This is a genomic window from Pseudomonas sp. GW821-FHT09A09 (assembly GCF_059418405.1).
Genome location: NZ_JBWKPU010000016.1, coordinates 54,477 through 77,460, shown reverse-complemented (window position 1 = coordinate 77,460; position 22,984 = coordinate 54,477). Strand labels below are relative to the sequence as shown.

General features: G+C 63.0%; 26 protein-coding genes. 13 read left to right on the top strand and 13 right to left on the bottom strand.

Features of this window, described 5'->3' with window-relative positions; translation table 11 throughout:
- The first annotated feature begins 5 nt into the window (after window positions 1-5).
- Window positions 6-1,325: an Nramp family divalent metal transporter gene (locus AC07OV_RS16250; RefSeq protein ID WP_176996565.1), complete on the top strand. Its 1,320-nt coding sequence runs from the start codon at window positions 6-8 to the stop codon at window positions 1,323-1,325.
- Between the two features lie 13 nt (window positions 1,326-1,338).
- On the opposite strand, the gene AC07OV_RS16245 is transcribed toward AC07OV_RS16250, so the two are convergent.
- Window positions 1,339-1,587, bottom strand: a complete 249-nt coding sequence (locus AC07OV_RS16245) for a type II toxin-antitoxin system Phd/YefM family antitoxin (protein ID WP_495092573.1) — start codon at window positions 1,585-1,587, stop codon at window positions 1,339-1,341.
- Window positions 1,588-1,729: 142 nt separating this feature from the next.
- On the bottom strand, window positions 1,730-2,662 hold the full coding sequence (locus AC07OV_RS16240; protein ID WP_495092572.1) for a LysR family transcriptional regulator: 933 nt from the start codon (window positions 2,660-2,662) through the stop codon (window positions 1,730-1,732).
- Between the two features lie 119 nt (window positions 2,663-2,781).
- On the opposite strand from AC07OV_RS16240, the gene AC07OV_RS16235 reads away from it, so the two are divergent.
- The 6 genes from AC07OV_RS16235 to AC07OV_RS16210 all read left to right on the top strand — a co-directional run bounded on the left by AC07OV_RS16235 (window position 2,782) and on the right by AC07OV_RS16210 (window position 6,085).
- Window positions 2,782-3,270: a DMT family transporter gene (locus AC07OV_RS16235; RefSeq protein ID WP_495092571.1), complete on the top strand. Its 489-nt coding sequence runs from the start codon at window positions 2,782-2,784 to the stop codon at window positions 3,268-3,270.
- Between the two features lie 4 nt (window positions 3,271-3,274).
- Complete coding sequence (locus AC07OV_RS16230; RefSeq protein WP_495092570.1) at window positions 3,275-3,730, top strand: DMT family transporter; 456 nt, start codon at window positions 3,275-3,277, stop codon at window positions 3,728-3,730.
- A gap of 89 nt (window positions 3,731-3,819) precedes the next feature.
- Window positions 3,820-3,990 carry a metallothionein gene (locus AC07OV_RS16225; RefSeq protein WP_176996560.1) on the top strand — a complete coding sequence of 57 codons (171 nt, stop codon included), beginning with the start codon at window positions 3,820-3,822 and terminating at the stop codon, window positions 3,988-3,990.
- A gap of 76 nt (window positions 3,991-4,066) precedes the next feature.
- Window positions 4,067-4,831 (top strand): AraC family transcriptional regulator, encoded by a 765-nt coding sequence (locus tag AC07OV_RS16220; RefSeq protein ID WP_495092591.1) that lies wholly within the window; start codon window positions 4,067-4,069, stop codon window positions 4,829-4,831.
- Window positions 4,832-4,920: 89 nt separating this feature from the next.
- A complete protein-coding gene (locus AC07OV_RS16215; RefSeq protein ID WP_176996559.1) occupies window positions 4,921-5,094 on the top strand; it encodes a DUF1427 family protein in 174 nt (57 codons plus the stop codon).
- Between the two features lie 31 nt (window positions 5,095-5,125).
- Complete coding sequence (locus AC07OV_RS16210) at window positions 5,126-6,085, top strand: quinone oxidoreductase family protein (protein ID WP_495092569.1); 960 nt, start codon at window positions 5,126-5,128, stop codon at window positions 6,083-6,085.
- Window positions 6,086-6,182: 97 nt separating this feature from the next.
- On the opposite strand, the gene AC07OV_RS16205 is transcribed toward AC07OV_RS16210, so the two are convergent.
- From AC07OV_RS16205 to AC07OV_RS16195, 3 genes are all read right to left on the bottom strand, one after another.
- Window positions 6,183-7,211: a purine-nucleoside phosphorylase gene (locus AC07OV_RS16205; RefSeq protein WP_494998948.1), complete on the bottom strand. Its 1,029-nt coding sequence runs from the start codon at window positions 7,209-7,211 to the stop codon at window positions 6,183-6,185.
- A 14-nt stretch (window positions 7,212-7,225) separates the two neighbouring features.
- The gene (locus AC07OV_RS16200; protein ID WP_494998949.1) at window positions 7,226-8,188 is read right to left on the bottom strand and encodes a nucleoside-specific channel-forming protein Tsx; all 963 of its coding nucleotides are present in this window, start codon (window positions 8,186-8,188) and stop codon (window positions 7,226-7,228) included.
- Window positions 8,189-8,343: 155 nt separating this feature from the next.
- Window positions 8,344-9,282, bottom strand: a complete 939-nt coding sequence (locus tag AC07OV_RS16195; RefSeq protein ID WP_494998950.1) for an AraC family transcriptional regulator — start codon at window positions 9,280-9,282, stop codon at window positions 8,344-8,346.
- Between the two features lie 277 nt (window positions 9,283-9,559).
- Here AC07OV_RS16195 and AC07OV_RS16190 point away from each other — a divergent pair, with 277 nt between their 5' ends.
- Together AC07OV_RS16190 and AC07OV_RS16185 are read left to right on the top strand one after the other, a co-directional pair.
- Window positions 9,560-10,819: an ABC transporter substrate-binding protein gene (locus tag AC07OV_RS16190; protein ID WP_495092590.1), complete on the top strand. Its 1,260-nt coding sequence runs from the start codon at window positions 9,560-9,562 to the stop codon at window positions 10,817-10,819.
- Window positions 10,820-10,839: 20 nt separating this feature from the next.
- Window positions 10,840-11,613: an L-iditol 2-dehydrogenase gene (locus AC07OV_RS16185; protein ID WP_495092568.1), complete on the top strand. Its 774-nt coding sequence runs from the start codon at window positions 10,840-10,842 to the stop codon at window positions 11,611-11,613.
- Window positions 11,614-11,748: 135 nt separating this feature from the next.
- Here the strand turns inward: AC07OV_RS16185 and AC07OV_RS16180 are convergent, their stop codons facing one another.
- Window positions 11,749-12,441 (bottom strand): NUDIX hydrolase, encoded by a 693-nt coding sequence (locus AC07OV_RS16180; protein WP_494998952.1) that lies wholly within the window; start codon window positions 12,439-12,441, stop codon window positions 11,749-11,751.
- Between the two features lie 147 nt (window positions 12,442-12,588).
- Here AC07OV_RS16180 and AC07OV_RS16175 point away from each other — a divergent pair, with 147 nt between their 5' ends.
- From AC07OV_RS16175 to nadE, 3 genes are read left to right on the top strand one after another with little or no spacing between them, the layout of a single operon-like run.
- Complete coding sequence (locus AC07OV_RS16175; RefSeq protein WP_494998953.1) at window positions 12,589-13,236, top strand: nicotinamidase; 648 nt, start codon at window positions 12,589-12,591, stop codon at window positions 13,234-13,236.
- A gap of 11 nt (window positions 13,237-13,247) precedes the next feature.
- Window positions 13,248-14,465, top strand: a complete 1,218-nt coding sequence (gene pncB / locus AC07OV_RS16170) for a nicotinate phosphoribosyltransferase (RefSeq protein WP_494998954.1) — start codon at window positions 13,248-13,250, stop codon at window positions 14,463-14,465.
- A 1-nt stretch (window position 14,466) separates the two neighbouring features.
- A complete protein-coding gene (gene nadE, locus AC07OV_RS16165) occupies window positions 14,467-15,276 on the top strand; it encodes an NAD(+) synthase (RefSeq protein ID WP_495092567.1) in 810 nt (269 codons plus the stop codon).
- A gap of 105 nt (window positions 15,277-15,381) precedes the next feature.
- On the opposite strand, the gene AC07OV_RS16160 is transcribed toward nadE, so the two are convergent.
- From AC07OV_RS16160 to AC07OV_RS16130, 7 genes are read right to left on the bottom strand one after another with little or no spacing between them, the layout of a single operon-like run.
- The gene (locus AC07OV_RS16160) at window positions 15,382-16,413 is read right to left on the bottom strand and encodes an ABC transporter substrate-binding protein (protein ID WP_176996548.1); all 1,032 of its coding nucleotides are present in this window, start codon (window positions 16,411-16,413) and stop codon (window positions 15,382-15,384) included.
- 14 nt (window positions 16,414-16,427) lie between these two features.
- Window positions 16,428-17,525, bottom strand: coding sequence for an NAD(P)/FAD-dependent oxidoreductase (locus AC07OV_RS16155; RefSeq protein ID WP_495092566.1), 1,098 nt, complete (start codon window positions 17,523-17,525; stop codon window positions 16,428-16,430).
- Complete coding sequence (locus AC07OV_RS16150) at window positions 17,522-18,865, bottom strand: FAD/NAD(P)-dependent oxidoreductase (RefSeq protein WP_495092565.1); 1,344 nt, start codon at window positions 18,863-18,865, stop codon at window positions 17,522-17,524. The genes AC07OV_RS16155 and AC07OV_RS16150 overlap by 4 nt, the downstream gene beginning before the upstream one ends.
- The gene (locus AC07OV_RS16145; protein WP_457409209.1) at window positions 18,862-19,152 is read right to left on the bottom strand and encodes a (2Fe-2S)-binding protein; all 291 of its coding nucleotides are present in this window, start codon (window positions 19,150-19,152) and stop codon (window positions 18,862-18,864) included. Before AC07OV_RS16145 ends, AC07OV_RS16150 begins: the two co-directional genes overlap by 4 nt.
- Complete coding sequence (locus tag AC07OV_RS16140; RefSeq protein WP_078743198.1) at window positions 19,152-19,946, bottom strand: ABC transporter permease; 795 nt, start codon at window positions 19,944-19,946, stop codon at window positions 19,152-19,154. Before AC07OV_RS16140 ends, AC07OV_RS16145 begins: the two co-directional genes overlap by 1 nt.
- 4 nt (window positions 19,947-19,950) lie before the next feature.
- The gene (locus AC07OV_RS16135) at window positions 19,951-20,796 is read right to left on the bottom strand and encodes an ABC transporter permease (RefSeq protein WP_176996544.1); all 846 of its coding nucleotides are present in this window, start codon (window positions 20,794-20,796) and stop codon (window positions 19,951-19,953) included.
- Window positions 20,793-21,821: an ABC transporter ATP-binding protein gene (locus AC07OV_RS16130; RefSeq protein ID WP_495092564.1), complete on the bottom strand. Its 1,029-nt coding sequence runs from the start codon at window positions 21,819-21,821 to the stop codon at window positions 20,793-20,795. Before AC07OV_RS16130 ends, AC07OV_RS16135 begins: the two co-directional genes overlap by 4 nt.
- A 244-nt stretch (window positions 21,822-22,065) precedes the next feature.
- Between AC07OV_RS16130 and AC07OV_RS16125 the strand changes: the two genes are divergently transcribed.
- Window positions 22,066-22,896 carry an IclR family transcriptional regulator gene (locus AC07OV_RS16125; protein WP_495092563.1) on the top strand — a complete coding sequence of 277 codons (831 nt, stop codon included), beginning with the start codon at window positions 22,066-22,068 and terminating at the stop codon, window positions 22,894-22,896.
- Window positions 22,897-22,984 lie beyond the last annotated feature (88 nt).

The following is a 22,984-nucleotide window of genomic DNA, read 5'->3' as shown; positions in this document are numbered from 1 at the left end:
ACTGCGTGAAATTCAGCCTGCCGAAAATCGCTACCGCCCCGTTTTGCCCGCCAGAAGTGGCCGGCTCCGTCGCCGTCGACCCCAAGGCTTCGTTTTTCAAGCGGATGCTGATGTTCGCCGGCCCCGGCCTGTTGATCTCCATCGGCTACATGGACCCCGGCAACTGGGCCACCGCCATCGAGGCGGGCTCACGCTATGGCTACAGCCTGTTGTTCGTGGTGTTGCTGGCCAGCCTGGCGGGCATGGCGGTGCAGTGCCTGTGTTCGCGGCTGGGCATCGCCACCGGCAAGGACCTGGCGCAGCTGTCGCGCGAACGCTATAGCCAGCGCTCGGCTCGCACCCAATGGGTGTTGGCGGAAATATCGATCATTGCCACTGACCTTGCCGAAGTGCTGGGCTGTGCCCTGGCGTTTCACTTGCTGCTGGGCGTCTCACTGACCACCGGCATTGTCATTACCGCCTTTGATACGTTGCTGATCCTGGCCCTCCAGAACCGTGGGTTCCGCCGCCTGGAAGCGATCATGCTGGCGCTGGTGGCCACCATCGGCGTGTGCTTCTTCATTGAACTGGTACTGATCAAACCGTATTGGCCGGACGTGCTCAGCGGCTTCGCGCCGTCCTTGTCGGCCATCAGCGATGCCGCGCCGCTGTACCTGGCCATCGGTATTCTGGGCGCCACGGTGATGCCGCATAACCTCTACCTGCACACGTCGATCGTGCAAACCCGCCTGATCGGCAAGGACCTCGCCAGCAAGCGGGACGCCGTCAAGCTGGCACGGATCGACACCATCGGCTCTCTGGCCCTGGCCTTGCTGGTCAACGCCGCGATCCTGGTGCTCGCCGCAGCCGCCTTCCATAACACCGGCCATGCCGATGTGGTCGAGATCCAGGACGCCTACCACTTGCTCGATCCCCTGGTGGGCGGCGCGTTCGCCAGCATCCTGTTCGGCGTCGCCTTGCTGGCTTCCGGGCAAAGCTCCACCTTTACCGGCACCATCGCCGGCCAGGTGATCATGGAGGGCTACCTCAACCTGCGGATTCCCTGCTGGCAACGCCGCCTCATTACCCGCGGGCTCGCACTGATCCCCGCGTTCCTCGGCGTGTGGCTGATGGGCGACGACGCCATTGGCAAACTGCTGATCCTCAGTCAGGTCGTGCTCAGCCTGCAGCTGCCGTTTGCGCTGTACCCGTTGATCCGTATGACCGGCGACGAGCAATTGATGGGGCCGTTCGTGAATCGCTGGCCCACGAAGCTGTTGGCGTGGTTTTTGTTCGCGGTGATCAGTGGGGCGAATGCCTGGTTGATTGGGCAGTGGGTGTTTTGATCGTTTGACTGGTTCACCCGTAGAATTCATGCAGTAGCTCGCTTGGTAAGCGTTCGTCGAATTTGTCAGGAAGAACCAGCTTTCCTTTCATCGCCCCGATCCGTTGCGTTGCTGATTGTTCAGCGGCTATAAGGCGAGCAATGGCTCTGCCTTGTCTGGTGATTATGATTGTTTCACCGGCAGCGGCCTGGGCAACCAACTCTGAGAGGCCGGCTTTTGCTTGACGTAGAGTGACGGAAATTGCCGAACGTGTTGCAGTCATGATGGCTATCCAAGAGTGGAAGTCATCGAATTGTGCCGGTAGCGTCATTCGCCCAAAAATAGTGGCCCACAAAAACAGAACTTGCCTACGTTTTGCCCTCGGACGTTTCCTCAAACAGCGTGAGCCATGTGACCCCGATCGCTCACCGATCCCAATACGGCACCGTCCCAAAACACTCCACGAAATAATCAATCACCGTGCGCACCTTCAGCGACAGCCGGCGGCTGCCTGGCCATAGTGCGGCAATCTGCTGCGGCTCCAGTGTGGTCGCCACTTCGTATTCAGTGAGCACCGCCTGCAAGGTGCCTGCGCGCAGGCCTCCGCCGATCAGCCAGGACGGAAACACCACCAGCCCCAGGCCTTGTTCGGCGGCGTGGGTGAGGGTGTCGGCGTGGTTGCCGGTGATGGGGCCTTTCACGCTATACGGGGTCCAGTCGCCCTGGTCGCGGCGGAAGAACCAGCGTTGCTGGCCGGTGATGCCTTTGTAGGCCAGGCATTGGTGGTGGGCCAGTTCGTCGGGGTGCCGGGGTGTGCCATGCCGGGCCAGGTAAGCCGGGCTTGCGGCGATGCGAAAGCGTTGGGGGGCGAAGATGCGCGCCTGCATGCTGGAATCGTTGAGTACGCCGATGCGAAACAGCAGGTCGGTGCCGTCTTGCAGCGGGTCGACGTAGGTGTCGGTCTGCTGGATATCCAGCTGCAACTTCGGGTAACGCCGGCAGAGTTCGCCGAGCCACGGCGACAGGTGGCGCTGGCCGAACACCATCGGCGCGTTGATGCGCACCAGGCCGCTGGGCTCGCGCTCCTGCTCCTGCAGGGCCTGGCTGGCGCTTTCCAGTTGTTCGAGCATCAAGCGCGCATGGCGCCCGAGCACGCGGCCGGCTTCGGTGGGGCTCACCGCGCGAGTGTGCCGGTACAACAACTGTTGGCCGAGCGCCTGTTCCATCAACTGGATCTGCCGGGAGATGGAGGAGGGCGCCAGGCTCTCGCGGCGGGCGACTTCAGAAAAGCTGCCGTGGTCGAGTACCGCGACAAACAGTCGAAGCGCCTTGAAACTCAGTTCATTCAAGCCCTGCATCGTGGTCTCCAGGCTGTGCGTTTTGCGCAAAGGTGTTGTCTGCATGCTCCCATTTATCGCACAGCACGGCCACTGGATAATGCGCGCCATGTTTCCTTTCTTTGATGCGCAGGTGATGTATGCAAGCGAGTTCCATGGCGGGTGCGGCTTCGGCCACGCCGAAAAAAAACTTTTTGCGGCTGCTGTTGTTGCCGCTGGTGATCTTGGCGGGCATGGGCCTGTCGGTAGAGGCCGGGTTGCTCGGGCCGTTGGGTGTGCAAGTAGGGCATTTGTGGGCAACCCTGAGCATTTTCGGGGTCGGTACGGCGATTTTGTTTCTGTTGCTGCTGTTCAGTGGCCCGCAAAAAGGCCCGGCGTTGACCGACTTGCCACGCTGGCAGTTGATCGGCGGGTTCCTGGGGCCGATGTATGTGGTGGTGTTGACCCTCGCCACGCCGCACATCGGTATCGCGATGACCATGATCGCGATCCTGTCAGGGCAGGTGGGCAAGAGCGTGTTGATCGACCACTTCGGCTGGTTCGGCACCCAGCGCAAGCGGGTCAATGGCGAGCGCTGGATTGCCCTGGCGTTGATTGTGGCGGCACTTGTTCTGATTGCACGAGGGTAAGGCGATGAATCTGATTTTGTTGTTGGTGTTGGTGATCGCCGCAGGCGCGGTCTTGAGCGTGCAAGCCGCGATCAACGGGCGTTTGGGCCAGGCGGTGGGCGTATTGCGCAGCAGCTTGCTGACCTTTGCGGTCGGTGCAATCAGCACGGCGCTGCTGATTTTCTTCTTTGAACCGGCCCAGGCCATCAGCCTGCTGGACGTACCGAAATGGCAACTCACCGGTGCCTTGTTTGGCGTGGTGTACATGATGGTGATGGTCGGTGCGGTGCCGGTGGTGGGCACGGCCGTGGCGACGGTGGCGGTGATCGTCGGGCAGTTGGGCATGGGCATGCTGATCGATAATTTCGGCTGGCTGGGCAACCCGGCCATCGAACTGTCGGGCAGCCGACTCGTGGCGATGCTGCTGTTGGCGCTGGCGCTGGTGTTCATGTACCGCAGCAATAGCCGTCTGGCCGATTAACGGCGCTGAACCCGGATGGCTTGCCTATAGTCACTGCTTAAGGTGTGGCGCCCGCTGCACCTGGACGACCATGAAAAAGGAGTCTGACCATGGCTGATAAAACCTGTGCCTGCCCCCATTGCAAGTGCGTACTGGGCAAGGATGCGGTGATGAAGGACGGTAAAGGCTATTGCTGCAAAGGCTGCGCCGAGCACCATGCCCATGGCGAGCCCTGCGCCTCGGCGTCGGGTTGCGAGTGCGCCAAATCGGCCCACGGCTGAAACCTGTAAAAATCCGCTCGGATTATCCGGTGGCGGTCATTACCATGGCCGCTCACCCTTGATCGATGCCTTCTTCATGGCCCTGGCCGCACCTCCCGACCTCTCTGATCACGCCGTCCCCGTGCAACCGTTGGCGCGCACCTACCCGCGTGGGTTGTATGTGGAACCCCACAGCCACGATTGGGGCCAGTTGCTGTATGCCATGAGCGGGGTGATGTGGGTCGAAACGCCCCGCGAAGCCCTGGTGGTGCCGCCGCAGCGTGCGGTGTGGCTACCGCCGGGGGTGGAGCATGGGATCCGCGTGGTCTCGGACCTGCAGATGCGCAATATCTACCTGCGCCCGGCGCTGGCGGCGACGCTGGACCGCCAGGTGCAGGTGATCGAGGTGGGCGGGTTGTTGCGCGAGCTGATCGTCACCCTGGTCGATCAGGGCGATAACGGCGAGCCAGCGTATTACGATGCGGTGGTCAGCCTGGCCCTGTTGGAACTGCAACGGGCACGCCGTTCGCAGATCCGCATCGCCATGCCAGTGGAGGCCGACCGGCGACTGGTGAATGCCTGCCAGGCGGTGATGGCGGCGCCGTCCCTGGAAATCCCGTTCGAACAGCACGCCGAAGCCGCCGGTGCCAGCGTGCGCACCTTGTCGCGCCTGTTCCAGACCCATCTGGGCATGGGCTTTGCCGAATGGCGCCGCCAGGTGCAACTGGCCACGGCGGTGGCGGAGCTGATCCAGGGCCAGTCCGTCAGCGGCATCGCCCGCTCCCTGGGGTACTCGCCCAGCAGTTTCAGCGACATGTTCCGTCGCGCGCTCGGCGTGGCGCCTTCGCAGTACGTCGGTTGAGGGTTTGGCCGAAATCCTGAAGCACTTGGCCGATGCTTCAGCAATGGGCTCTCTACACTGAGCCCATCCACCCAACTGGCATGACCCCCATGAACTACCTGATTTCCCTCGCCATCGGCCTATTGGTCGGCGTGATCTACGGTGCCCTGGATTTCCGTTCGCCCGCGCCACCCGCCATCGCCCTGGTGGGCCTGATGGGCATGCTGCTGGGTGAAAAGCTCTGGCCCGTGGGCCGGCAGCTGGTCAGCGGTTGGTTGTCCTGAATTCTTTCCTTCTCTTCGATGGATATTGGCCATGAAAGCACTGCAATTTTCCGCCACCGGCGATCTTTCGTCCCTGCGCTTTGTCGACGTCGCCACCCCGGTGCCCGCTGCCGGTGAGGTGCTGGTGCAGGTCAAGGCGGCCGGCCTGAACCCCAGCGACGTGAAAAACGTGCTCGGCCGCTTCCCGTACACCACATTGCCGCGCATTCCCGGGCGTGACTTCGCCGGCGTTGTGGTGGACGGCCCGCAAGCGCTGATCGGCCAGGAAGTGTGGGGCACTGGCCGCGACCTCGGCTTTTTTGCCGATGGCTCCCACGCCCAGTACCTCACGGTGGCCGCCGAAGGCGTGGCGCATAAACCGACCCACCTGAGCTTTGCCCAGGCCGCCAGCCTTGGCGTGCCATACACCACCGCCTGGGATGCACTGGCGCGCAGCGGCGTTACTCAGGGCACGCGCTTGTTGGTGATCGGCGCGAACGGGGCGGTGGGCAGCGCAGCATTGGCGCTGGCCAAGATTCTCGGTGCCGAAGTGTTGGGCGCGGTGCGCAAGGCGGATCAGGTCGAGGTGCTGAAGGCGCAAGGCTTTGATGCAATCACCCTGGGAGAGCCGGAGGCGTTGGGCGCGCAGGTGAATGCGGTGTTCAAGGGCGGCGCCGAGGTGATCTTCGACACCACGGGTTTCTGGCTGCCGGCGGCGGTTGCTGGCTTGGCGCCGTTCGGGCGTATCGCGATCATCGCCGCACCGGTTGACGGCCACGTGCAATTGCCGGCGCTGGCGTTGTACCGCAAGGGTGGTTCGGTGGTGGGGATCAATTCATTGCTCTACAACTGCCAGCAGTGCGCTGTGATGCTGGAGCAGTTCGGCGGCTTCTTTGACGAGGGCTTGCTGCCCCTGCCAAGCGGCCTGCGCGAAGTGGCGCTGGCCGACGGTTTGCAGTGCTATGAAGAAGTGAACAGCGGCAGTGCGGACAAGATTATCTTCCTGCCCTGACACATCCTTGTAGGAGCCGGCTTGTCGAGTCGTCGCACCGCGGCGATGGCGATTTCGAGGACGCCATCGCCGGCAAGCCGGCTCCTACAGGGGATCATCAGGCCTCGGGAACGCCTTTTTCCCACGCCGACCAGTTCTTCAGAATCGCCTGCACCAGCGGGTTGCCCGTGCGGTACAGGTTCTCCAGCGCCGGTACAAAGCCGCCCTGGTCTGCGTATTTCAGCAGGTTGTCCACTTCGCTGTAGCCAGGGTACGGCCGGTCGAAGTCGGAGCCGGCGCGCACCACCGCCAGGCGCTGGATATCCACCAAACCTTCACGGCTGGCACGCAGCAGGGCTTCATAGGTGGAGTTGTCTTCCTGCTGGGTGGTGCAGTACTCGCCCTTGTTGTCCGTCAGCAGCTTGGTCCAGACCTCGGCGCGCTCGCTCAGGCGTGTGCCGGAGAACCAGGTATTGCCCGCCAGGGTGTCGCAGCGGGTGACTTGCGGCGGTTGGTTGGCCGGTGCGGCAGGGTAGTGCTTGCGCCAGGCGCTGGATTCCTTGCTTTCGGTCAGTTCGACGTTTTGCGACAAAGCAAACGCCTTAGCCTGCAACTTGGGGTTGAGCTCAAACACTTCGGTCTTGTAGTCCAACGGTGGTTTTTCGTTGGGCCCCTTGGTGTTGATGCCGATGTAACCGGTCGGCCAGTCCTTTGGCGCGTCCCGCGAATCCAGTTCCCACTGGGTACCGAATTCCACCAGGTAATGGGCCCAGGCCGCCGTGCCGATAGTGCCGTGTTTAGGGCTGATACCCGCGATCCCTGCGATCAGGAAATAACTCTGGCGCAGGTCGAACTTGGGCGACAAGGCCAGCGCCAGGGTGGACGCGGCGGCATTGGTCTGGCCCATGCCGGTGACCAGCAGGCACACGTCCTGGGTGTTGCAGCGAATCACCGGATATTCGGCGGACAAGCCCGGCACGCGGACTTCCCGCTTGAGTTCCAGGCGATCGACCCAGGTTTGCGCCTCGGGGGCGAACATGGTGATCAGCATCACCTTGGGCTTGATCGGCGCCGGCGTATCGGCCAATACCGCAGGGGCCAGCAGGGCCAGGCCCACGGCAATCGAGAGACGGGTAAACACGTTCATGTAAAGCTCCTTGATCAGAATTGGTAACCCACGCCGGCGTAGTAACCCCAGCCGTCGGAACGGGCGCGGAAGTTGCCCTCGCCGAAATTCAACTCGCTGCCATCTTCCCAGTTGCCGCCGTTATGGAAGTAACGGCCGACCAGGGTAAAACGCAGGTGGGTGAACGAATACAGCAGCACGTTGGTGGCCACGACCGAGTTGGCGGTACGCGCCGGATTGTCCTTGTGCAGGTCCGAGCCAAAATCGTAGTTAGTGAAGCCGATGTAGGTCAGCGAGGCGCCGTTGTCGAAGCTGCTGATGGGCACGATGTACTTCATCTGCGCGCGGTAGCCATCCCACGAATACTCGTTGCTGGCGCCATAGTTTTCCCACTGGTAACGGCCATAGAAGTTCGCCGACAGGTTGACCCGCGAGTGGGTGTCGATGTCGGTGCCCAAGCCGCTGTACAAGGTGTTGGCGCGGTTGGCCTTGTTGCTGCCGTGGTCGTAGATCCAGTCGAACGCCACATACCATTCCTTGAACGGCCCGATGGCCAGGCTGCGGCCCGCCAGGTAGTCGATGGAGATGCGCGGCTCGTGTTCCATGAACACCGGCGAGCCATGGTCCCACACGCCTTTGTCATTACTGTTACCGATGCCGAGGATCTTCGGCACATCGATGTAGCCGTACAGCTCGAACGGGCCCTTGCGGCCGAAGTACTCGTATTCCAGGTAGACATCATCCTGTGGCTTGGGGCCGAAGCTGATGTCTTTGCTGCCGATCAGTGTGAGGTCCTGGTTGAACCATTCCGACAGATAGACGCCTTTTTTCGCCGGGCTGGCTTCAGGGTTTTTCGTGTCGGGGCTCAGTGTTTCGCCCTGTGCTGAGTCATCGATGGGTGTTTCCTGCGCCAAAAGGGGGGCGCTGAGTACTCCCGTAACGGCGGCCAGTAGCAAAGAAACACCAAGGGAAGCAGGACGCCTTGAGGTGGGGTGCATTGAAAATCCCTATTCGTACGCGGTTTGAACCCGATTCTTCGGGTAAAGGTGAACCTGGTTGCCAAGTTCGTTCCGCAAACGTTTGCACAGGCTGTACCAACTTCTCTCAATCGGTTGATCAGCTTGAAAAAAATGGGGATTAGTCGACCTTTTGATCAGAAATGACTGGGTGTCATTTTTTCGATGCGATTGAACAGGTGCATCGCGGTTTCGCGACGGTATTCGCTCGGCGTCTGGTTCATCTCGATGCGAAAGTGCCGATTGAAATTGGACAGGTTGGCATAGCCCACTTCAAAGCAGATATCCGCCACCGACATATCGCTTTGCAGCAACAGGCGGCAAGCGCGTTGCACGCGGAACTTGCGCATCAGGTCGATAAAGCCGTGGCCGGTGTTGCGCTTGAAGAAACGTGAAAACCCTGGCTCGCTCATCTCCAACTGTTGGGCGATGACCGACAGGCGCAAGTCGCCGGTGAGTTCACGCATCAGGTAGTCGAAGGCCTTGTTGATTCGCTCGGCGCTGCGCGCGTCCAGGGTCGGTGCGTAGCAGGGGCTGGCGAGTGCCTGGACGTGCTGCACGGGGGCGTTCTTCAGGGTGTTCAGCAATTGCAGGAACAGGATCAGCCGTTGCAGGCCGTGGGCCTTGCCGATGGCCTCCATCAACTGCGCCGCCTGCACGGCGGTGTCGTCGCTGAATTCCAGGCCGCGCCGGGCGGTTTCGAACAGCTGCTGCAGATCGCCGAGTTCCGGCAGGGTCTTGCGCAGGGCGAGGAGGGCAGCGCCGTCGAATTGCAGCACCACGTCGCGGCCGGTCAGGTACTCGCCCGGGGCCAGTTCGCCGATCCAGTCATGGGGCAGGTCCGGACCGATCAACGCCACATGCCCCGCACTGAAAGCGCCGATGTAGTCGCCGGCCACCAGCTTGCCGCTGCCCTGGCGGATCAGGTGGATTTCGAATTCAGGGTGGTGGTTCCAGCGTGCCAGATCAAAGGGGTAGTCGTGTTCGAACCAGCGGAAACAGTGGTCCGGCTCGGGCAGGATCACTTCGAGTTCGGCAGGGCGGTGCTCGAACAGCTGGGCGCGGCTGACAGGCATGATGCGGCCTCTGGGTGGGCGTGGACTCACTTCAAAATACGCGCCCCGCACGGGTGAGCGCTACCCCCGGTTTCGCCCGGCACTGATACTTTTTTGATCCGGGTGGATAAGTTAAAAAAGTATCAGTCGGGCATTCGCCATTCGTTTGTGAGGGGGTGGGCAAGCTGCTGTAATCAGGCCTCAACAACAAAAACAACAGGTGGAAACCGCCATGTTCCAGATCTGCAAAGGCAAGCTCCCGCAAGTGTTGTTCCTGCTTTCCGGCCTGGCGCTGGCCATGCCCAGCCACGCCGCCGACACCGTGACCATCGCCACGGTCAACAACAGCGACATGATCCGCATGCAGCGCCTGTCCAAGGTGTTTGAAGAACAGCACCCGGACATCAAGCTCAATTGGGTGGTGCTGGAAGAAAACGTGCTGCGCCAACGCCTCACCACCGACATCGCCACCCAGGGCGGGCAGTTCGACGTGCTGACCATCGGCACCTACGAAACCCCATTGTGGGGTGCCAAGCACTGGCTGGAACCGCTGACGCAGCTGCCAGCCGCGTACGACGCTGACGATATTTTCCCCTCGGTACGCCAGGGCCTGTCGGTCAATAACACCCTGTACGCCTTGCCGTTCTACGGCGAAAGCACCGTTACCTATTACCGCACCGACCTGTTCAAACAGGCCGGCCTGAGCATGCCCGCGCACCCGACCTGGACCCAGCTCGGCGAATTCGCCTCCAAGCTCACGGCAAAAGACAAAGACCAATACGGCATGTGCCTGCGTGGCAAGGCCGGCTGGGGTGAGAACATCGCCTTGCTCAGCACCATGGCCAATGCCTTTGGTGCGCGCTGGTTCGACGAGCAGTGGAAGCCCGAACTGACCAGCCCCGAGTGGACGGCCGCCGCCAACTATTACGTCAACACCCTGAAAAATTACGGCCCGCCTGGCGTCTCCAGCAACGGCTTCAACGAAACCCTGGCGCTGTTCAACAGCGGCAAGTGCGCGATCTGGGTCGATGCCAGCGTCGCCGGCTCCTTCACCACCGACAAGAGCCAGAGCAAGGTCGCCGACAGCGTCGGTTTCGCCGCCGCGCCCACCGAGGTCACCGACAAGGGCTCCTCCTGGCTGTACGCCTGGTCCCTGGCCATCCCGGCCACCTCCAAGCACAAGGACGCGGCCAAGGCGTTCATTACCTGGGCCACGTCCAAGGACTACATCCAACTGGTCGCCGATAAAGAAGGCATCACCAACGTACCGCCAGGCACCCGCCAGTCCACCTACAGCGAGGCGTACTTGAAGGCCGCTCCGTTTGCCCAGGTCACCCTGGAAATGATGAAGCACGCCGACCCTGCACACCCGTCGGCCAAGCCGGTGCCGTACGTGGGCATCCAATACGTGACCATCCCTGAGTTCCAGGCGATCGGCACGTCGGTGGGCAAGCTGTTCTCCGCCGCGCTCACCGGTGGCATGTCGGTTGACCAGGCGTTGCTCGAAGCCCAGTCCACCACCGAGCGCGAGATGAAACGCGCCGGCTACCCCAAATAATGCCCAAGGACACGAACTTCATGAAACGACTGGAAGGTAAAAGCGCGTTGATCACCGGGTCGGCGCGCGGCATCGGCCGCGCCTTTGCCAAGGCCTATATCGCTGAAGGCGCCACCGTTGCCATCGCCGACATCAACCTGCAACGGGCCCAGGCCACCGCCACTGAACTCGGCCCCAAGGCGTATGCCGTTGCGATGGATGTGACCGACCAGGCCTCCATCGACGGCGCGATTGCCGCCGTGGTGGCCCACGCCGGCAAGCTGGATATCCTGATCAACAATGCCGCGCTGTTCGACCTGGCGCCCATCGTCGACATCACCCGCGACAGCTATGAGCGGCTGTTCTCGATCAACGTTGCCGGCACGCTGTTCACCCTGCAGGCCGCGGCCAAGCAGATGATCAGCCAGGGCCACGGCGGCAAGATCATCAACATGGCCAGCCAGGCCGGGCGCCGGGGCGAGCCGTTGGTGGCGATCTACTGCGCGACCAAGGCGGCGGTAATCAGCCTCACGCAGTCGGCGGGGCTTAACCTGATCAAGCAAGGCATCAACGTCAACGCCATCGCCCCGGGCGTGGTGGATGGCGAACATTGGGACGGGGTGGATGCATTGTTCGCCAAGCATGAAGGCCTGGCGCCTGGCGAGAAGAAGCAGCGGGTAGGGGCCGAAGTGCCGTTCGGGCGCATGGGCACGGCAGAGGACCTGACCGGCATGGCGATCTTCCTCGCCTCGAAGGACGCCGACTACGTGGTCGCCCAGACCTACAACGTCGATGGCGGCAATTGGATGAACTGACCCCACACACCTATAACTGAATGAACTGACCCCACACACCTTGTAGGAGCCGGCTTGCCGGCGATGGCGACCTTTGATGTTGCAGAAATCTCAGGGGCCCCATCGCCGGCAAGCCGGGCTCCTACAAGGGGTGTTTCATTCCGCAAAGCTGCGGTCGAAGAAGTAGATTTCACCCGGTCTCAGCGCCGCCACCGTCGCCTGCGGCCGGCCACCTTCACCGTGCTTTTTACGCCCCGTCTCCCGCAGATACCCCGCCTCAGTCAGCTTCAACAACCGCTGGCGAATACTGGTCTTCAACACCGGCCGCGCCAGCACCAGGGAAAAAATCGCGGTCGCTTCCGGTGCACTGAACTCCTCACCCAAAAACATCAGCGGCAAGCTGCTGTACAGCGATTTGGACAGCAGCCGCTCCTGCACGGCCGCCACGATCAGGTTGTGATCGAACGGCAGCTTGAGGCTGCCATCCGCCACGTCATCCAGTGAAAACCAGGCCTGATGCTCGCCCAGCGCCACCTCGTCGGCGACGATTGCCAGGTAATAGGTCGACGACGACCAGCAACGTGGGTCGCGAAACGCATCCCCCACCGTGCCCACTTGCTCGCTCCAGGCCAGTGCCAGGCCGACCTTGTCACTGGCGCGCAACCGTTCCACCGCATCCTTGAGGCTCAGATCTTGCACGTCGCCATTGACCACAACGCCTGGCAGCGCCCAATGCCCGGCGAAGGGTTCGGCGTCGCGCTTGTTGAGCAGCAGTTTCAGCTCGCCGGTGGCGCGGCAGTAGAACAGCACGCACAGGTCGACGGTATGGAGGTAGGCGTGAAGGGGCATCGGGCATTCCTTGTAAACAGTGGCGGGGCACAGTCTAACGGATCGAGCAGATATGTCATGTACTCGCTCCAGCATAGATAACTAAATGTTTCTTGCAATGAAAGTACATGACGTGTACTTTTGTTTCCAGGCCACAGGAGAACCACCATGACCCTTGCGAAAACTGCCATTGCCTCATTCGACGTCGACGCCCAGAAGAGCTTCACGCCCCTGTGCCCCAACGAGTTGCCGGTGGCCGGTGGCGACAGGATCGGCGCCGAGCTCAACTACATGGCCAGCCTTGCCGGCCACCGCGTCGGCAGCAAGGACGCCCACACCCCGCACGCCCCATGGGTGGTGACGCAGCACAGCGACATGCTGCAACCCACTGGCCTGGCCCACGCCGACGTGACCTGGGTGAGCCACTGTGTACCGGGCACCGAGGGTTTCACCTTGCTCGACGAGTTGCCCACGCCCTATGAGTACGACTACTTCATCTGGAAAGGCGTCGAACCCGACCTGCACCCCTATGGCGCCTGCTACCACGACCTGCACGACAAACTTTCCACTGGCGTCATCGAGTACCTCAACGCCAGGGGCGTGAGCCGGGTAATCGTCGGCGGCCTGGCCCTGGACTACTGCGTCAAGACCACCGCGATGCAACTGCTCAAGGCGGGCTTCGAGGTGATCCTGCACCTGCCGGCCTGCCGGGGTATCAGCGAGGAGGGCGGCGTGCAGGCCGTCAATGCGTTGCTCAAGGCCGGTGCCGTCATCAGCAGCACCCGCGAAGAACTGGCCGCGATGGCCGCGCGTTAAGGAGACACACCATGGAAAGTGCCTACGACTACGAAGCCCCGGTGATCCAGGGCTTGCTCGACACCGACTACTACACCTTCACCATGATGCAGGCCGTGTTGCACCAGCACCCGAACGTCGATGTCGAGTACAACTTCATCGTTCGGTCCAGGGAAAAACTCGGCCACCTGATCCCCGAACTGCGCGCCGAGTTGGAGAAGATGGCCGGCCTGCACATGCGCGAAGGTGAGCTGCGTTTTCTGTTCAACCCACGTTTTCGCGAATACCTCACCCCGGACTACGAGCGTTTCCTCGGCCTGTTCCGCTTCAACCTGCGTTACATCCACGTCAGTGAAGTCGACGGCCAACTCAACATCCGCGTGGTCGGGCCGATGCTGCACTGCATCATGTTCGAGCAGCCGGTGCTGGCCCTGGTGAGCGAGCTGCGCAACCGCGACAAGTACCCCGACGTGACCCTGGAAGACGTCACCCGCAAGCTCTACCAGAAGTTCGACTGGCTGGAGAAAAACCTCAGCCGCGACGAGTTGGCCGACCTGCGTGTTTCCGATTTCTCCACGCGCCGGCGTTTGTCGTTCAAGGCCCAGCGTGAAGTGGTCGACATCATGCGCCGTGATTTTCCCGGCCAATTCGTCGGCACCAGCAACGCGCACCTTGCCTATGAATTCGACCTGCCGCTGATCGGCACCATGGCCCACCAATGGCTGATGGTGCACCAGCAACTGGGGCGCCTGCGCGAGAGCCAGAATGCCGCGCTGGAAAACTGGGTGCGTGAATACCGTGGCCGCCTGGGCATTGCCCTGACCGACTGCATCAGCACCGACTTTTTCCTCAAGGACTTCGACCTGTACTTCGCCAAACTGTATGACGGCCTGCGCCAGGACTCCGGCGACCCCATCGCCTGGGCCGACAAGGTATTGGCCCGCTACAAGCAGCTGGGCATCGACCCGATGACCAAGGACCTGATGTTCTCCGACGGCCTGAACTTCGAAAAATGCCTGCCGATCCTGCGTCACGTGCGCGGCAAGGCCAGGTTCGGTTTCGGCATGGGCACCAGCCTGGCCTGCGATGTGGAAGGCGTGGAGCCGTTGAGCATCGTGATGAAACTGGTGCGGGTGCACGGCGAGCCGGTGGTGAAGTTCTCGGATGACCCGATCAAGAACGTCTGCGAAGACGCCTCGTTTTTGCAGTACGCAGCACAAGTGTTCAATGTGGGCAAGGTGGAGGTGTGACATGCAAGACCGTATCGCACAGGAACTGAACATCAATCGGCAACTGGTCAAGGGCGGTGAGGCCAAGGAAGTCCAGCGGCGCATCGACTTCATCAAGGCCACCTTGCGCAGTTCTGGCGGCAAGGCCCTGGTGCTGGGCATCAGCGGCGGCGTCGATTCCCTCACCGCTGGCCGTCTGTGCCAGCTGGCCGCCGAGCAATTGCGCAGCGAAGGGTATGCCGCGCATTTCATCGCCATGCGCCTGCCCTACAAGACCCAGGCCGACGAGCGTGACGCCCAGGCCTCCCTGGGTTTCATCACCCCGGACCAGATCGATACCCTGAACATCGCCGCCAGTGTCGACGGCCTGATGGCCAGCCTCACCGCCAGCGAAGCCAGCGCGGCCCATGTCGACTTCATCAAAGGCAACGTCAAGGCCCGTGCGCGGATGATCGCCCAGTACGCCGTGGCCAACCTGCACAACGGCCTGGTGGTCGGCACCGACCACGGCGCCGAAGCCTTGATGGGGTTCTTCACCAAGTTCGGCGACGGTGCTTGTGACCTGGCGCCACTGTCGGGCCTGACCAAGACCCAGGTGCGCCTGCTGGCCACGGCCCTGGGGGCGCCGGACAACCTGGTGCACAAACACCCCACCGCCGACCTGGAAGAACTGGTGCCGGGCAAGCTGGATGAACATGCTTATGGTTGCTCGTATGCCGAGATCGACGCGTACCTGATGGGCGAACCGGTGAGCGAGCGGGTACGCCACATCGTGGAGCAAGCCTACCTGAAGACCGCCCACAAACGCGCGTTACCCATCACTCCCCTGTAGGCGCCGGCTTGCCGGCGATGATCGCAACGGCACCGCGTTTCTCCAGAATGCCCGCGTTATCGTTAACGAGCACGCAGGCAAGCCAGCTCCCACAGGAGATGCTGATTAGCGTTCGATCGAGCGGCTCCACCGCGCATTCCACTCCGGCCGCGCCAGGTTCACTTTGTCCCAATCAATCGAGATCGCCGTCTGCAAGTAACCCTGCATCGCTTCCACCCGCGCGCGGGTCTTGTCGGTGGTCGGTGTGGTCGGGTTCGACGGGATCTGGTCACCTTCCTCCAGCGCCGGCGCCTGGGCTTCGGCGGTCAGCAGGAAGGCCGCGAGTTTCTGCGCCAGTTCCGGCTGGTCATTGCGCGCAATCACGCATTCGGCCACGTTCAGCACCACCGCGCCTTCCTTGGGTTGCGCATATTCCATCGGCACACCCAGCAGCTTCTGAGTGGTGACCTGGGTCGGCGTCAGCGGGAAGATCGCCGCTTCGTCGGTTTGCACCATCTCGGAGATCTTCGCCGAGCTGGCGATGTACTCCAGCACATTCGGCCCGATGGTTTTTGGCCAGGCCTTGAAGCCCGGCTCCACGTTCGTCTCGTCGCCGCCCTGGATACGGTTGAACATCAGGAAGCCGTGCAGGCCGAAGGTGGACGACGCCAGGGATTGGAACACCACTTTGTCCTTGAAGCGCGGGTCGGCCAGGTCCATCCACGAGGTCGGCGCTGCCCAGCCTTTTTCCTTGAACATCTTGGCGTTGTAGCCAAGGCCCGTCACGCCGAGGGTCACGGCCACGGCCTCTTCCTTGATCTTCGCTTTGGCGGGGATCTGGTCGAGGGTCGGGTTCGGCGTGAGCTTGTCGCACAGGCCCATGGAGATGGCGCGGTACATGATGCCGTCGTCAAGGAACATCACGTGCATCTGCGGATTGTCTTTGTTGGCCTGGACCTTGGCGAGGATGTCCGACGAGGTGCCGGGCACGATCACCACCTTGACGTTGTTGGCCTTTTCGAACGCGGGCAACACCTTGTCGGCGTACACCCGTTCCATGGTGCCGCCGTTCATGCCCAGGTACAGCGTGGGCGCGGCGTGGGCGGTAGAGGCGAGCAGGGCGAGGGACAAGCAGGACAGCGCAATACGTGGGTTCATGGATGTTTTTCCTCTCAGGCTTGGAAACGACGGATGGAAAACGCTTCGATGGGTTGCCGGCTGGCCCCGGCGCAGACGATCTCTGCCAGGGCTTCACCGACGGCGGGGCCGAGCTGGAACCCGGCGCCGGCAAAGCCGAAACCGTGGAGCAGGCCGGGTTGGGTGCTGCTGGGGCCGATCACCGGTTCATGATCGGGGAGGTAACCTTCGGTGCCGCTCCAGGTGCGGATCGCCTGGGCACCCTTGAGAAACGGGTACAGCTCGCCGGCATTGCGCAAAATCTCCAGCACCGCCGCTTGCCCCGGTCGGGCCTGCTGCGGGCCGAGGGCAAAGCCACGACCGCCGCCGAGGATGCAATTGCCCCGGGCGACCTGCCGCGCATAGATGCCGCCGCCTTCCACGCCGGTGCTCACGTCCATCACCACCGGCAACGGCTCGGTCACCAGCATGGCCGGGTGCGCCGAGGTGATCGGCACCGGCTCGCCAAACTGCGCGGCGACGGTACCGGCCCAGGCGCCGGCGCAATTCAACAGCCACGGCGCTTGCAACTGCAGGCCATTGGCGCACCTCACCTGGAATTGGCGGCCGTCGTGTTCGATGCGGATCACTTCCGCCTGCTCGTACACCGTGGCGCCGCAGCGTTGCGCCGCACGGGCGAAGGCCGGCGACACCAGGCGCGGGTTGGCGTGGCCGTCTTCCGGGCACAACGACGCGCCCACGGCGATATCGCCCACCCACGGGAAACGTGCGCGCAGCTCGGTGTAGTCGAGCAGCTGCAAGCCCAGGCCAAAGCCAAGGGTCTGTTCGGCATAGGCTTGCAAGGCGGCGAAATCGGCATGGCTGCGCGCCAGTTTCAGATGCCCGGAGCGCACGTATTCGCCGTCGATGCCGATCAGCCCCGGCAAGTCTGCCCACAGTTCATGGGCGCGTTGCGACAACGGCAGTTGATGCAACGGCCGCCCCTGGCGCCGCACGCCGCCATAGTTGACGCCGCTGGAATGGGAGCCGCAGAAGTCTCGCTCCACCAGTGCGACACGTTGGCCTTTTTGCGCCAGGGTCAAGGCCGCCGAGGCGCCGACGATCCCGCCGCCCAGTACGATCACGTCGATCATGGCTGCACCTCCACGCCAAACGGCAGGGGCTTGATGGGGGCCTGGCCACGCAACCGGCCGACCTCGTCAATGCCCCGGCCACTGCGCTCGGCCACAATCTCGGCAGCCGCCAAGCCGCACATGCGCCCCTGGCAGCGGCCCATGCCGACGCGGCAGTGAGCCTTGACCCGGTTGATTTCCCAGTGGCCTTCATCCACCACGGCGCGCACATCGCCCACGCTGACCTCTTCGCAGCGGCACAAGATCAAATTATCCGGTGCCTGCGCGGCCCACTGTTCGGGGAAGGGGAACGCGGTTTCCAGGCCATGGCGAAAGCGCTGGATACCGGCCAGTTGTTGTTCGAGTACGGCGGTGCGGCGCTGGTCAATTGCGATGCCCGAATCTTCCAGTACCGCCAATGCTGCCCGCTCGCCGGCCATCTGTGCGGCGTCGGCGCCCATGATCCCGGCCCCATCGCCCGCCAGGTACACGCCGTTCACGCTGCTGCGTCCGGCGCTGTCCCGTTGTGGCAGCCAGGCGCGATTTAACGCGTTCCAGGCGAACTCACAGCCGAGCAAGTCCGCCAGTTGCGTCTCGCTGCGCAGGGCATGGGCGAAGGCCACCGCATCGCATTCCAGGGTGCGCGAACCCCAGCGAATCCCGGTGACCCGTTGCTCACCGTCAATCTGCGCAAGCGTGGCGCCCTGGTGCACCGGAATGCCGTGGGCAGTGAGCCATGCGCGGTAATACAAACCTTTGGCCAAGGTTGCCGGTTGACCCAGCAACGCAGGCAACGCACGGCACTGCGCGCTGAACGGCGCACTGTCGAGCACCGCCACCACCTGGGCGCCGGCCTTGGCGTACTGATAAGCCACCAGATACAGCAACGGCCCGCTGCCACAAAACGCCACGCGCTCGCCGATGGCGCAGCCCTGGTACTTCAGGGCGATCTGGGCCGCGCCCAGGCTGTACACGCCGGGCAGGGTCCAGCCCGGCACCGGCAGGATACGGTCGGTGGCGCCGGTGGCGACGATGATCTGCGAATACTCGATGCTTTCGGCGCGGCCGTTTTTGAGCAGGTCGAGACGGCCATCCTCGGCATTCCACACCAGGGTTTCCGGGCGGTAGTCGATCAAGGGCGCCAATTCGTCCATGGTGCGGTGCACGGCCTCGGCCTTGCCCGCTTCAAAACCGTAGAGTTGCTTGGCCGAGCGCTGGAAATTCGCCGGTTGGCGACGATAGATCTGCCCGCCGCCACGCACGCTTTCATCCACCAGGCACGCTTTGATGCCATGGTCGAGCAAGGTGCGCGCCGCGCTGATGCCGGCCGGGCCTGCGCCCACAATCACCACCGGCTTCATGGCTGGCGTCCCGGGTCGCGGCTGATCGCCTGGCCGGCTTCCAGCAGGGTCGAACACGCGCGCACGCGCCGGCCATCGGCAAGCCTTACCCAGCAATCCTGGCAGGCACCCATCAGGCAGAAACCGGCGCGCCGTTCGGCACTGAAATCGCTGCCGCGCAGGTGCTCGGCGCAGGTCAGTACGGCGGTGAGTACGGTGTCGCCGAGCAAGCCGGTCGCCGGTTGCCCATCGAGGGTGAAGGCCAGGGCAGGGCGCCCGGTCTCGGCCAAGCGTTTGAACAAAGCCATCAGTGTTTCCCCACCAACACACGGTCCAGGCCGTAGACCCGGTCCAGCAGGATCATGGTCGCGGCGGTCAGCGCAATCACCAGCGCGGAAACGGCGGCCATCATCGGGTCGATGGACTCGGTGGCGTACACGTACATGCGCACCGGCAGGGTTTGCGTGGCCGGCGAGCTGACAAAGATCGACAGCGTCACCTCATCGAAACTGTTGATGAACGCCAGCAACCAGCCGCCTGCCACACCGGGCAGGATCATCGGCAAGGTGATCTGGCGAAACAGCGTAAAGCGGCTGGCACCGAGGGATTCGGCGGCCTGCTCGGCACTGCGATCAATGCCGATGGCGGCCGCCAATACCAGGCGCAGCACGTAGGGGGTGATGATCACCACGTGAGCCAGCATCAACCAGGTGAAGCTGCCATTGACGCCCATCAGGGCGAACAGGCGCAGCATCGCCACGCCCAGCACCAGGTGCGGGATGATGATCGGCGACAGGAACAGGGCGCTGAAAAAGTTGCGCCCCGGGAACTGGTAGCGGCTGATCGCCAAGGCGGCCGGCACGGCAATCAATGTCGCCAGGCTGGCGGCGGTAAAGGCCAGGATCAGACTGTTATAGAACGCCTGGATAAAGTCAGCGCGCTCGAACACCGCACGGAACCAGCGCAGGGAGAAGCCCGACGTTGGAATGCTCAAGGTGTTTTCCGGGGTGAAGGCCACCAGGCACACCACCACCAGTGGCGCCATCATGAACAGCACCACCAGGCCGTGGAAGCCGAGGGCCAAAGGGCCGTTTCTGGACATGCGCTTAAACCCCCAGGGACTTTTTGTAGCGGCGTTCGACCATGCGGTTCCAGCTCAGCATGATCAGCAGGTTGACCAACAGCAGCACCACCGCGATGGTCGCGCCCATGGGCCAGTTGAGTTCCGAGAGGTACTGGTCGTACACCACCGTGGCGACCATCTTCAGGCGACGCCCGCCGAGCAGGCCGGGGATCGCGAACGAACTGGCGGCCAGGCCGAACACGATCAAGGTGCCGGACAGCACACCGGGCATCACCTGCGGCAGCACGATCTTGCGCATCACCGTGGCCTGGCTCGCGCCGAGGGACAACGCCGCCTGTTCGGCCGACGGGTCGAGCTTCTGCAAGGACGTCCACACCGGGATGATCATGAACGGCAGCATCACGTGCACCAGCGCGATCACCACCGCAAAGGGCGTGTACAGCAGTTTCATCGGGCGCCCGCCCAAGGCCTGGATCACCTGGTTGACCAACCCGTCGGCGCCGAGCAACAGGCTCCAGCCGAAGGCGCGCACCACCACTGAGATCAGCAGCGGCGTGAGGATCAGGATCAGGAAAATCGAGCGCCACGGGGTGCCCATGCGGCTGAGGATGTAGGCCTCGGGCACGCCGATCACCACGCACAGCAGGGTCACCAGCGCGCTGATCCAGAACGTGCGCCAGAAGATTTCGTAGAAGTACGCATCGCTGAACAGCGACAGGTAGTGGGCCAGGGTCCATTCATCCGCCTTCACCCCCACCTGGTAGTCGAACACGTTGAACGACAGCACCAGGGTCATCAGCAGCGGCAATACCAGCAGCCCGGTGAACAGCGCCAGGGCCGGCAGCGACAACAGGTAGCCCCGGCTCATGCGCGCACCTCATCGGTGGCCAGCACGCGCAGCAGCTCAGCCTGCCAGTCCAGGCCCACGAGGGCGCCGCAGCCCAGTGGCGCGCTGCCGTCGTTGCTGCGCACCACCGTGATTTCGCCCAGCAGGGTGTGAATGCGGTACAGCCACTGGCTGCCGAAGAAGTAGCGGTCGAGGACCTTGCCTTGCAGGCGACCGTGACCTGCATCCACCAGCTGGATTTTTTCCGGGCGCAGGCTGAGGGTCAGCTCGCCGTGGCCGCTTTCATGACGCACTTGCGGCACGCCCAGTTGGTCGTAGTCGCCGGGCAGCAGGTTGGCCTTGCCAACGAAGTCCGAGATGAACCGCGTGCGTGGGTGTTCATACAGCTTGTAGGGCGCATCCACCTGGGTCACGCGGCCGGCCTGCATGACCACCACGCGGTCGCTGATGGACAGCGCTTCGGCCTGGTCATGGGTGACCATCAGGGTGGTGATGCCCACCGCGCACTGGATGCGACGGATCTCAAACTGCATCTCTTCGCGCAGGTTGGCGTCGAGGTTGGACAGCGGTTCATCGAGCAGCAGCACCGGCGGCTCGATTACCAGGGCACGGGCGAGGGCCACGCGCTGGCGCTGACCACCGGACAACTCGCGCGGGTAGCGTTCGGCGTGGGGCGCCAGGCGCACCAGTTCCAGCACGGTCTTGACCTTGGCAGCGATCTCGGCGGCGGGCACTTTGCGCATCTTCAGGCCGAAGGCGACGTTGTCGCGCACGCTCATGTGGGGGAACAGCGCGTAGCTCTGGAACACCACCCCCAGGCCACGGCTGGCGGGCTTGGCGTGGGTAATGTCGCGGCCGTCGAGCAGGATCTGCCCGCCGCTCACGTCGACGAAGCCGGCAATCATTTGCAGGGTGGTGGTCTTGCCGCAGCCCGACGGGCCGAGCAGGGACACGAACTCGCCTTTTTCCACCGCAAGGTCGGTGGCGACCACCGCATCGACGGCGCCGTAGCGTTTGCTCAAGGCGTTGAGTTGGAGAAATGCCATGGTTGCGTTCCACCTTTTTTAAGTCGCGTCGACACGCGCTTTGTTGTTTTGGGCAGATGCGAAAAGAGTGTTGCGGGTGCGGTGGCGCTCGATCTTTTAGTCGGCTGCCGGTTGTTGTTCATTTCGCCCCTGGTGGACGCAGATTAGGACGAAGACTAGGATGGGCGAAAGATAGAATTTCACTGAACGGACTACTATTTTCAGTTTTATTCACTCACCGGAATTTACCAAGAGATCTGTTGTTATGGATTCCAATGAACGAAACGAAAACGCCAGGGAAGTCGGCGTCGGTGGAGTGTCCCGGCTGTTCGCGCTGCTGCGCACCCTGGGTGAGGTGCCGGGGGGCGGCGAGCGCGTGACCCAATTGGCGCAGCAGGTCGGTTTGTCGCAACCGACCACTCACCGCTTGCTGCGCAGCCTGATGGACGAAGGCATGGTCGAGCAGGACGCGCGCAGCAAGCGCTATCGCCTGAGCCTGGAGTTCTTCGCCCTGGCGGCCAATGCGGGCAAGACCGGCAACCTGCGCGACCTGGTGCGGCCGAGCATGTTGCGCCTGAGTGCATCGCTGGGGGACTCGCTGTTCCTGCTGGCGCGCTCGGGGTTTGACGCGATCTGCCTGGACCGCAGCGAAGGCCCGTACCCGATCCGCACCTTCACCGGCGATATCGGCGGGCGCGTGGCATTGGGCGTGGGGCAGGGCAGCCTGGCGATCCTGGCGTTCCTGCCCGAGGAAGAGCGCGAAACGGTGATTCGCTACAACCTGCCACGGCTCAAGGACTTCCACCTGTATGACGAAGTGCTGTTGCGTTCGGAGGTAGAGAACGTACGCACCCTGGGTTACGCGGCGCGCAATACCGGTGTGCTCGAAGGCATGGCGGGGTTGGCAGTGCCGATCCTCAACCGCGATGGCCACGCAGTGGCGGCCTTGAGTGTGGCGACCATCAGCGACCGGCTGGGGCCGAGCCGGTTGCCGATGGTGGTGGAGTTGCTCAAGCGCGAAGCGGCGGCGATCGGGCCGCGGATCAACCCCTTCGATCCCACACTGCGCCGCCCCTCACAAACCTTTGGCGGATAAAAAATAGGTGCAACACCGCAGATCAAATGTAGGAGCAGGGGGGGGGGGGGGGGGGGGGGGGGGGGGGGGGGGGGGGGGGGGGGGGGGG

Coding starts and splice junctions, on each gene's coding strand:
- AC07OV_RS16245 (WP_495092573.1), bottom strand. CDS start 1,587: ATGACTGCAACACGTTCGGCAATTTCCGTCACTCTACGTCAAGCAAAA.
- AC07OV_RS16240 (WP_495092572.1), bottom strand. CDS start 2,662: ATGCAGGGCTTGAATGAACTGAGTTTCAAGGCGCTTCGACTGTTTGTC.
- AC07OV_RS16235 (WP_495092571.1), top strand. CDS start 2,782: ATGCAAGCGAGTTCCATGGCGGGTGCGGCTTCGGCCACGCCGAAAAAA.
- AC07OV_RS16230 (WP_495092570.1), top strand. CDS start 3,275: ATGAATCTGATTTTGTTGTTGGTGTTGGTGATCGCCGCAGGCGCGGTC.
- AC07OV_RS16225 (WP_176996560.1), top strand. CDS start 3,820: ATGGCTGATAAAACCTGTGCCTGCCCCCATTGCAAGTGCGTACTGGGC.
- AC07OV_RS16220 (WP_495092591.1), top strand. CDS start 4,067: ATGGCCCTGGCCGCACCTCCCGACCTCTCTGATCACGCCGTCCCCGTG.
- AC07OV_RS16215 (WP_176996559.1), top strand. CDS start 4,921: ATGAACTACCTGATTTCCCTCGCCATCGGCCTATTGGTCGGCGTGATC.
- AC07OV_RS16210 (WP_495092569.1), top strand. CDS start 5,126: ATGAAAGCACTGCAATTTTCCGCCACCGGCGATCTTTCGTCCCTGCGC.
- AC07OV_RS16205 (WP_494998948.1), bottom strand. CDS start 7,211: ATGAACGTGTTTACCCGTCTCTCGATTGCCGTGGGCCTGGCCCTGCTG.
- AC07OV_RS16200 (WP_494998949.1), bottom strand. CDS start 8,188: ATGCACCCCACCTCAAGGCGTCCTGCTTCCCTTGGTGTTTCTTTGCTA.
- AC07OV_RS16195 (WP_494998950.1), bottom strand. CDS start 9,282: ATGCCTGTCAGCCGCGCCCAGCTGTTCGAGCACCGCCCTGCCGAACTC.
- AC07OV_RS16190 (WP_495092590.1), top strand. CDS start 9,560: ATGCCCAGCCACGCCGCCGACACCGTGACCATCGCCACGGTCAACAAC.
- AC07OV_RS16185 (WP_495092568.1), top strand. CDS start 10,840: ATGAAACGACTGGAAGGTAAAAGCGCGTTGATCACCGGGTCGGCGCGC.
- AC07OV_RS16180 (WP_494998952.1), bottom strand. CDS start 12,441: ATGCCCCTTCACGCCTACCTCCATACCGTCGACCTGTGCGTGCTGTTC.
- AC07OV_RS16175 (WP_494998953.1), top strand. CDS start 12,589: ATGACCCTTGCGAAAACTGCCATTGCCTCATTCGACGTCGACGCCCAG.
- pncB (WP_494998954.1), top strand. CDS start 13,248: ATGGAAAGTGCCTACGACTACGAAGCCCCGGTGATCCAGGGCTTGCTC.
- nadE (WP_495092567.1), top strand. CDS start 14,467: ATGCAAGACCGTATCGCACAGGAACTGAACATCAATCGGCAACTGGTC.
- AC07OV_RS16160 (WP_176996548.1), bottom strand. CDS start 16,413: ATGAACCCACGTATTGCGCTGTCCTGCTTGTCCCTCGCCCTGCTCGCC.
- AC07OV_RS16155 (WP_495092566.1), bottom strand. CDS start 17,525: ATGATCGACGTGATCGTACTGGGCGGCGGGATCGTCGGCGCCTCGGCG.
- AC07OV_RS16150 (WP_495092565.1), bottom strand. CDS start 18,865: ATGAAGCCGGTGGTGATTGTGGGCGCAGGCCCGGCCGGCATCAGCGCG.
- AC07OV_RS16145 (WP_457409209.1), bottom strand. CDS start 19,152: ATGGCTTTGTTCAAACGCTTGGCCGAGACCGGGCGCCCTGCCCTGGCC.
- AC07OV_RS16140 (WP_078743198.1), bottom strand. CDS start 19,946: ATGTCCAGAAACGGCCCTTTGGCCCTCGGCTTCCACGGCCTGGTGGTG.
- AC07OV_RS16135 (WP_176996544.1), bottom strand. CDS start 20,796: ATGAGCCGGGGCTACCTGTTGTCGCTGCCGGCCCTGGCGCTGTTCACC.
- AC07OV_RS16130 (WP_495092564.1), bottom strand. CDS start 21,821: ATGGCATTTCTCCAACTCAACGCCTTGAGCAAACGCTACGGCGCCGTC.
- AC07OV_RS16125 (WP_495092563.1), top strand. CDS start 22,066: ATGGATTCCAATGAACGAAACGAAAACGCCAGGGAAGTCGGCGTCGGT.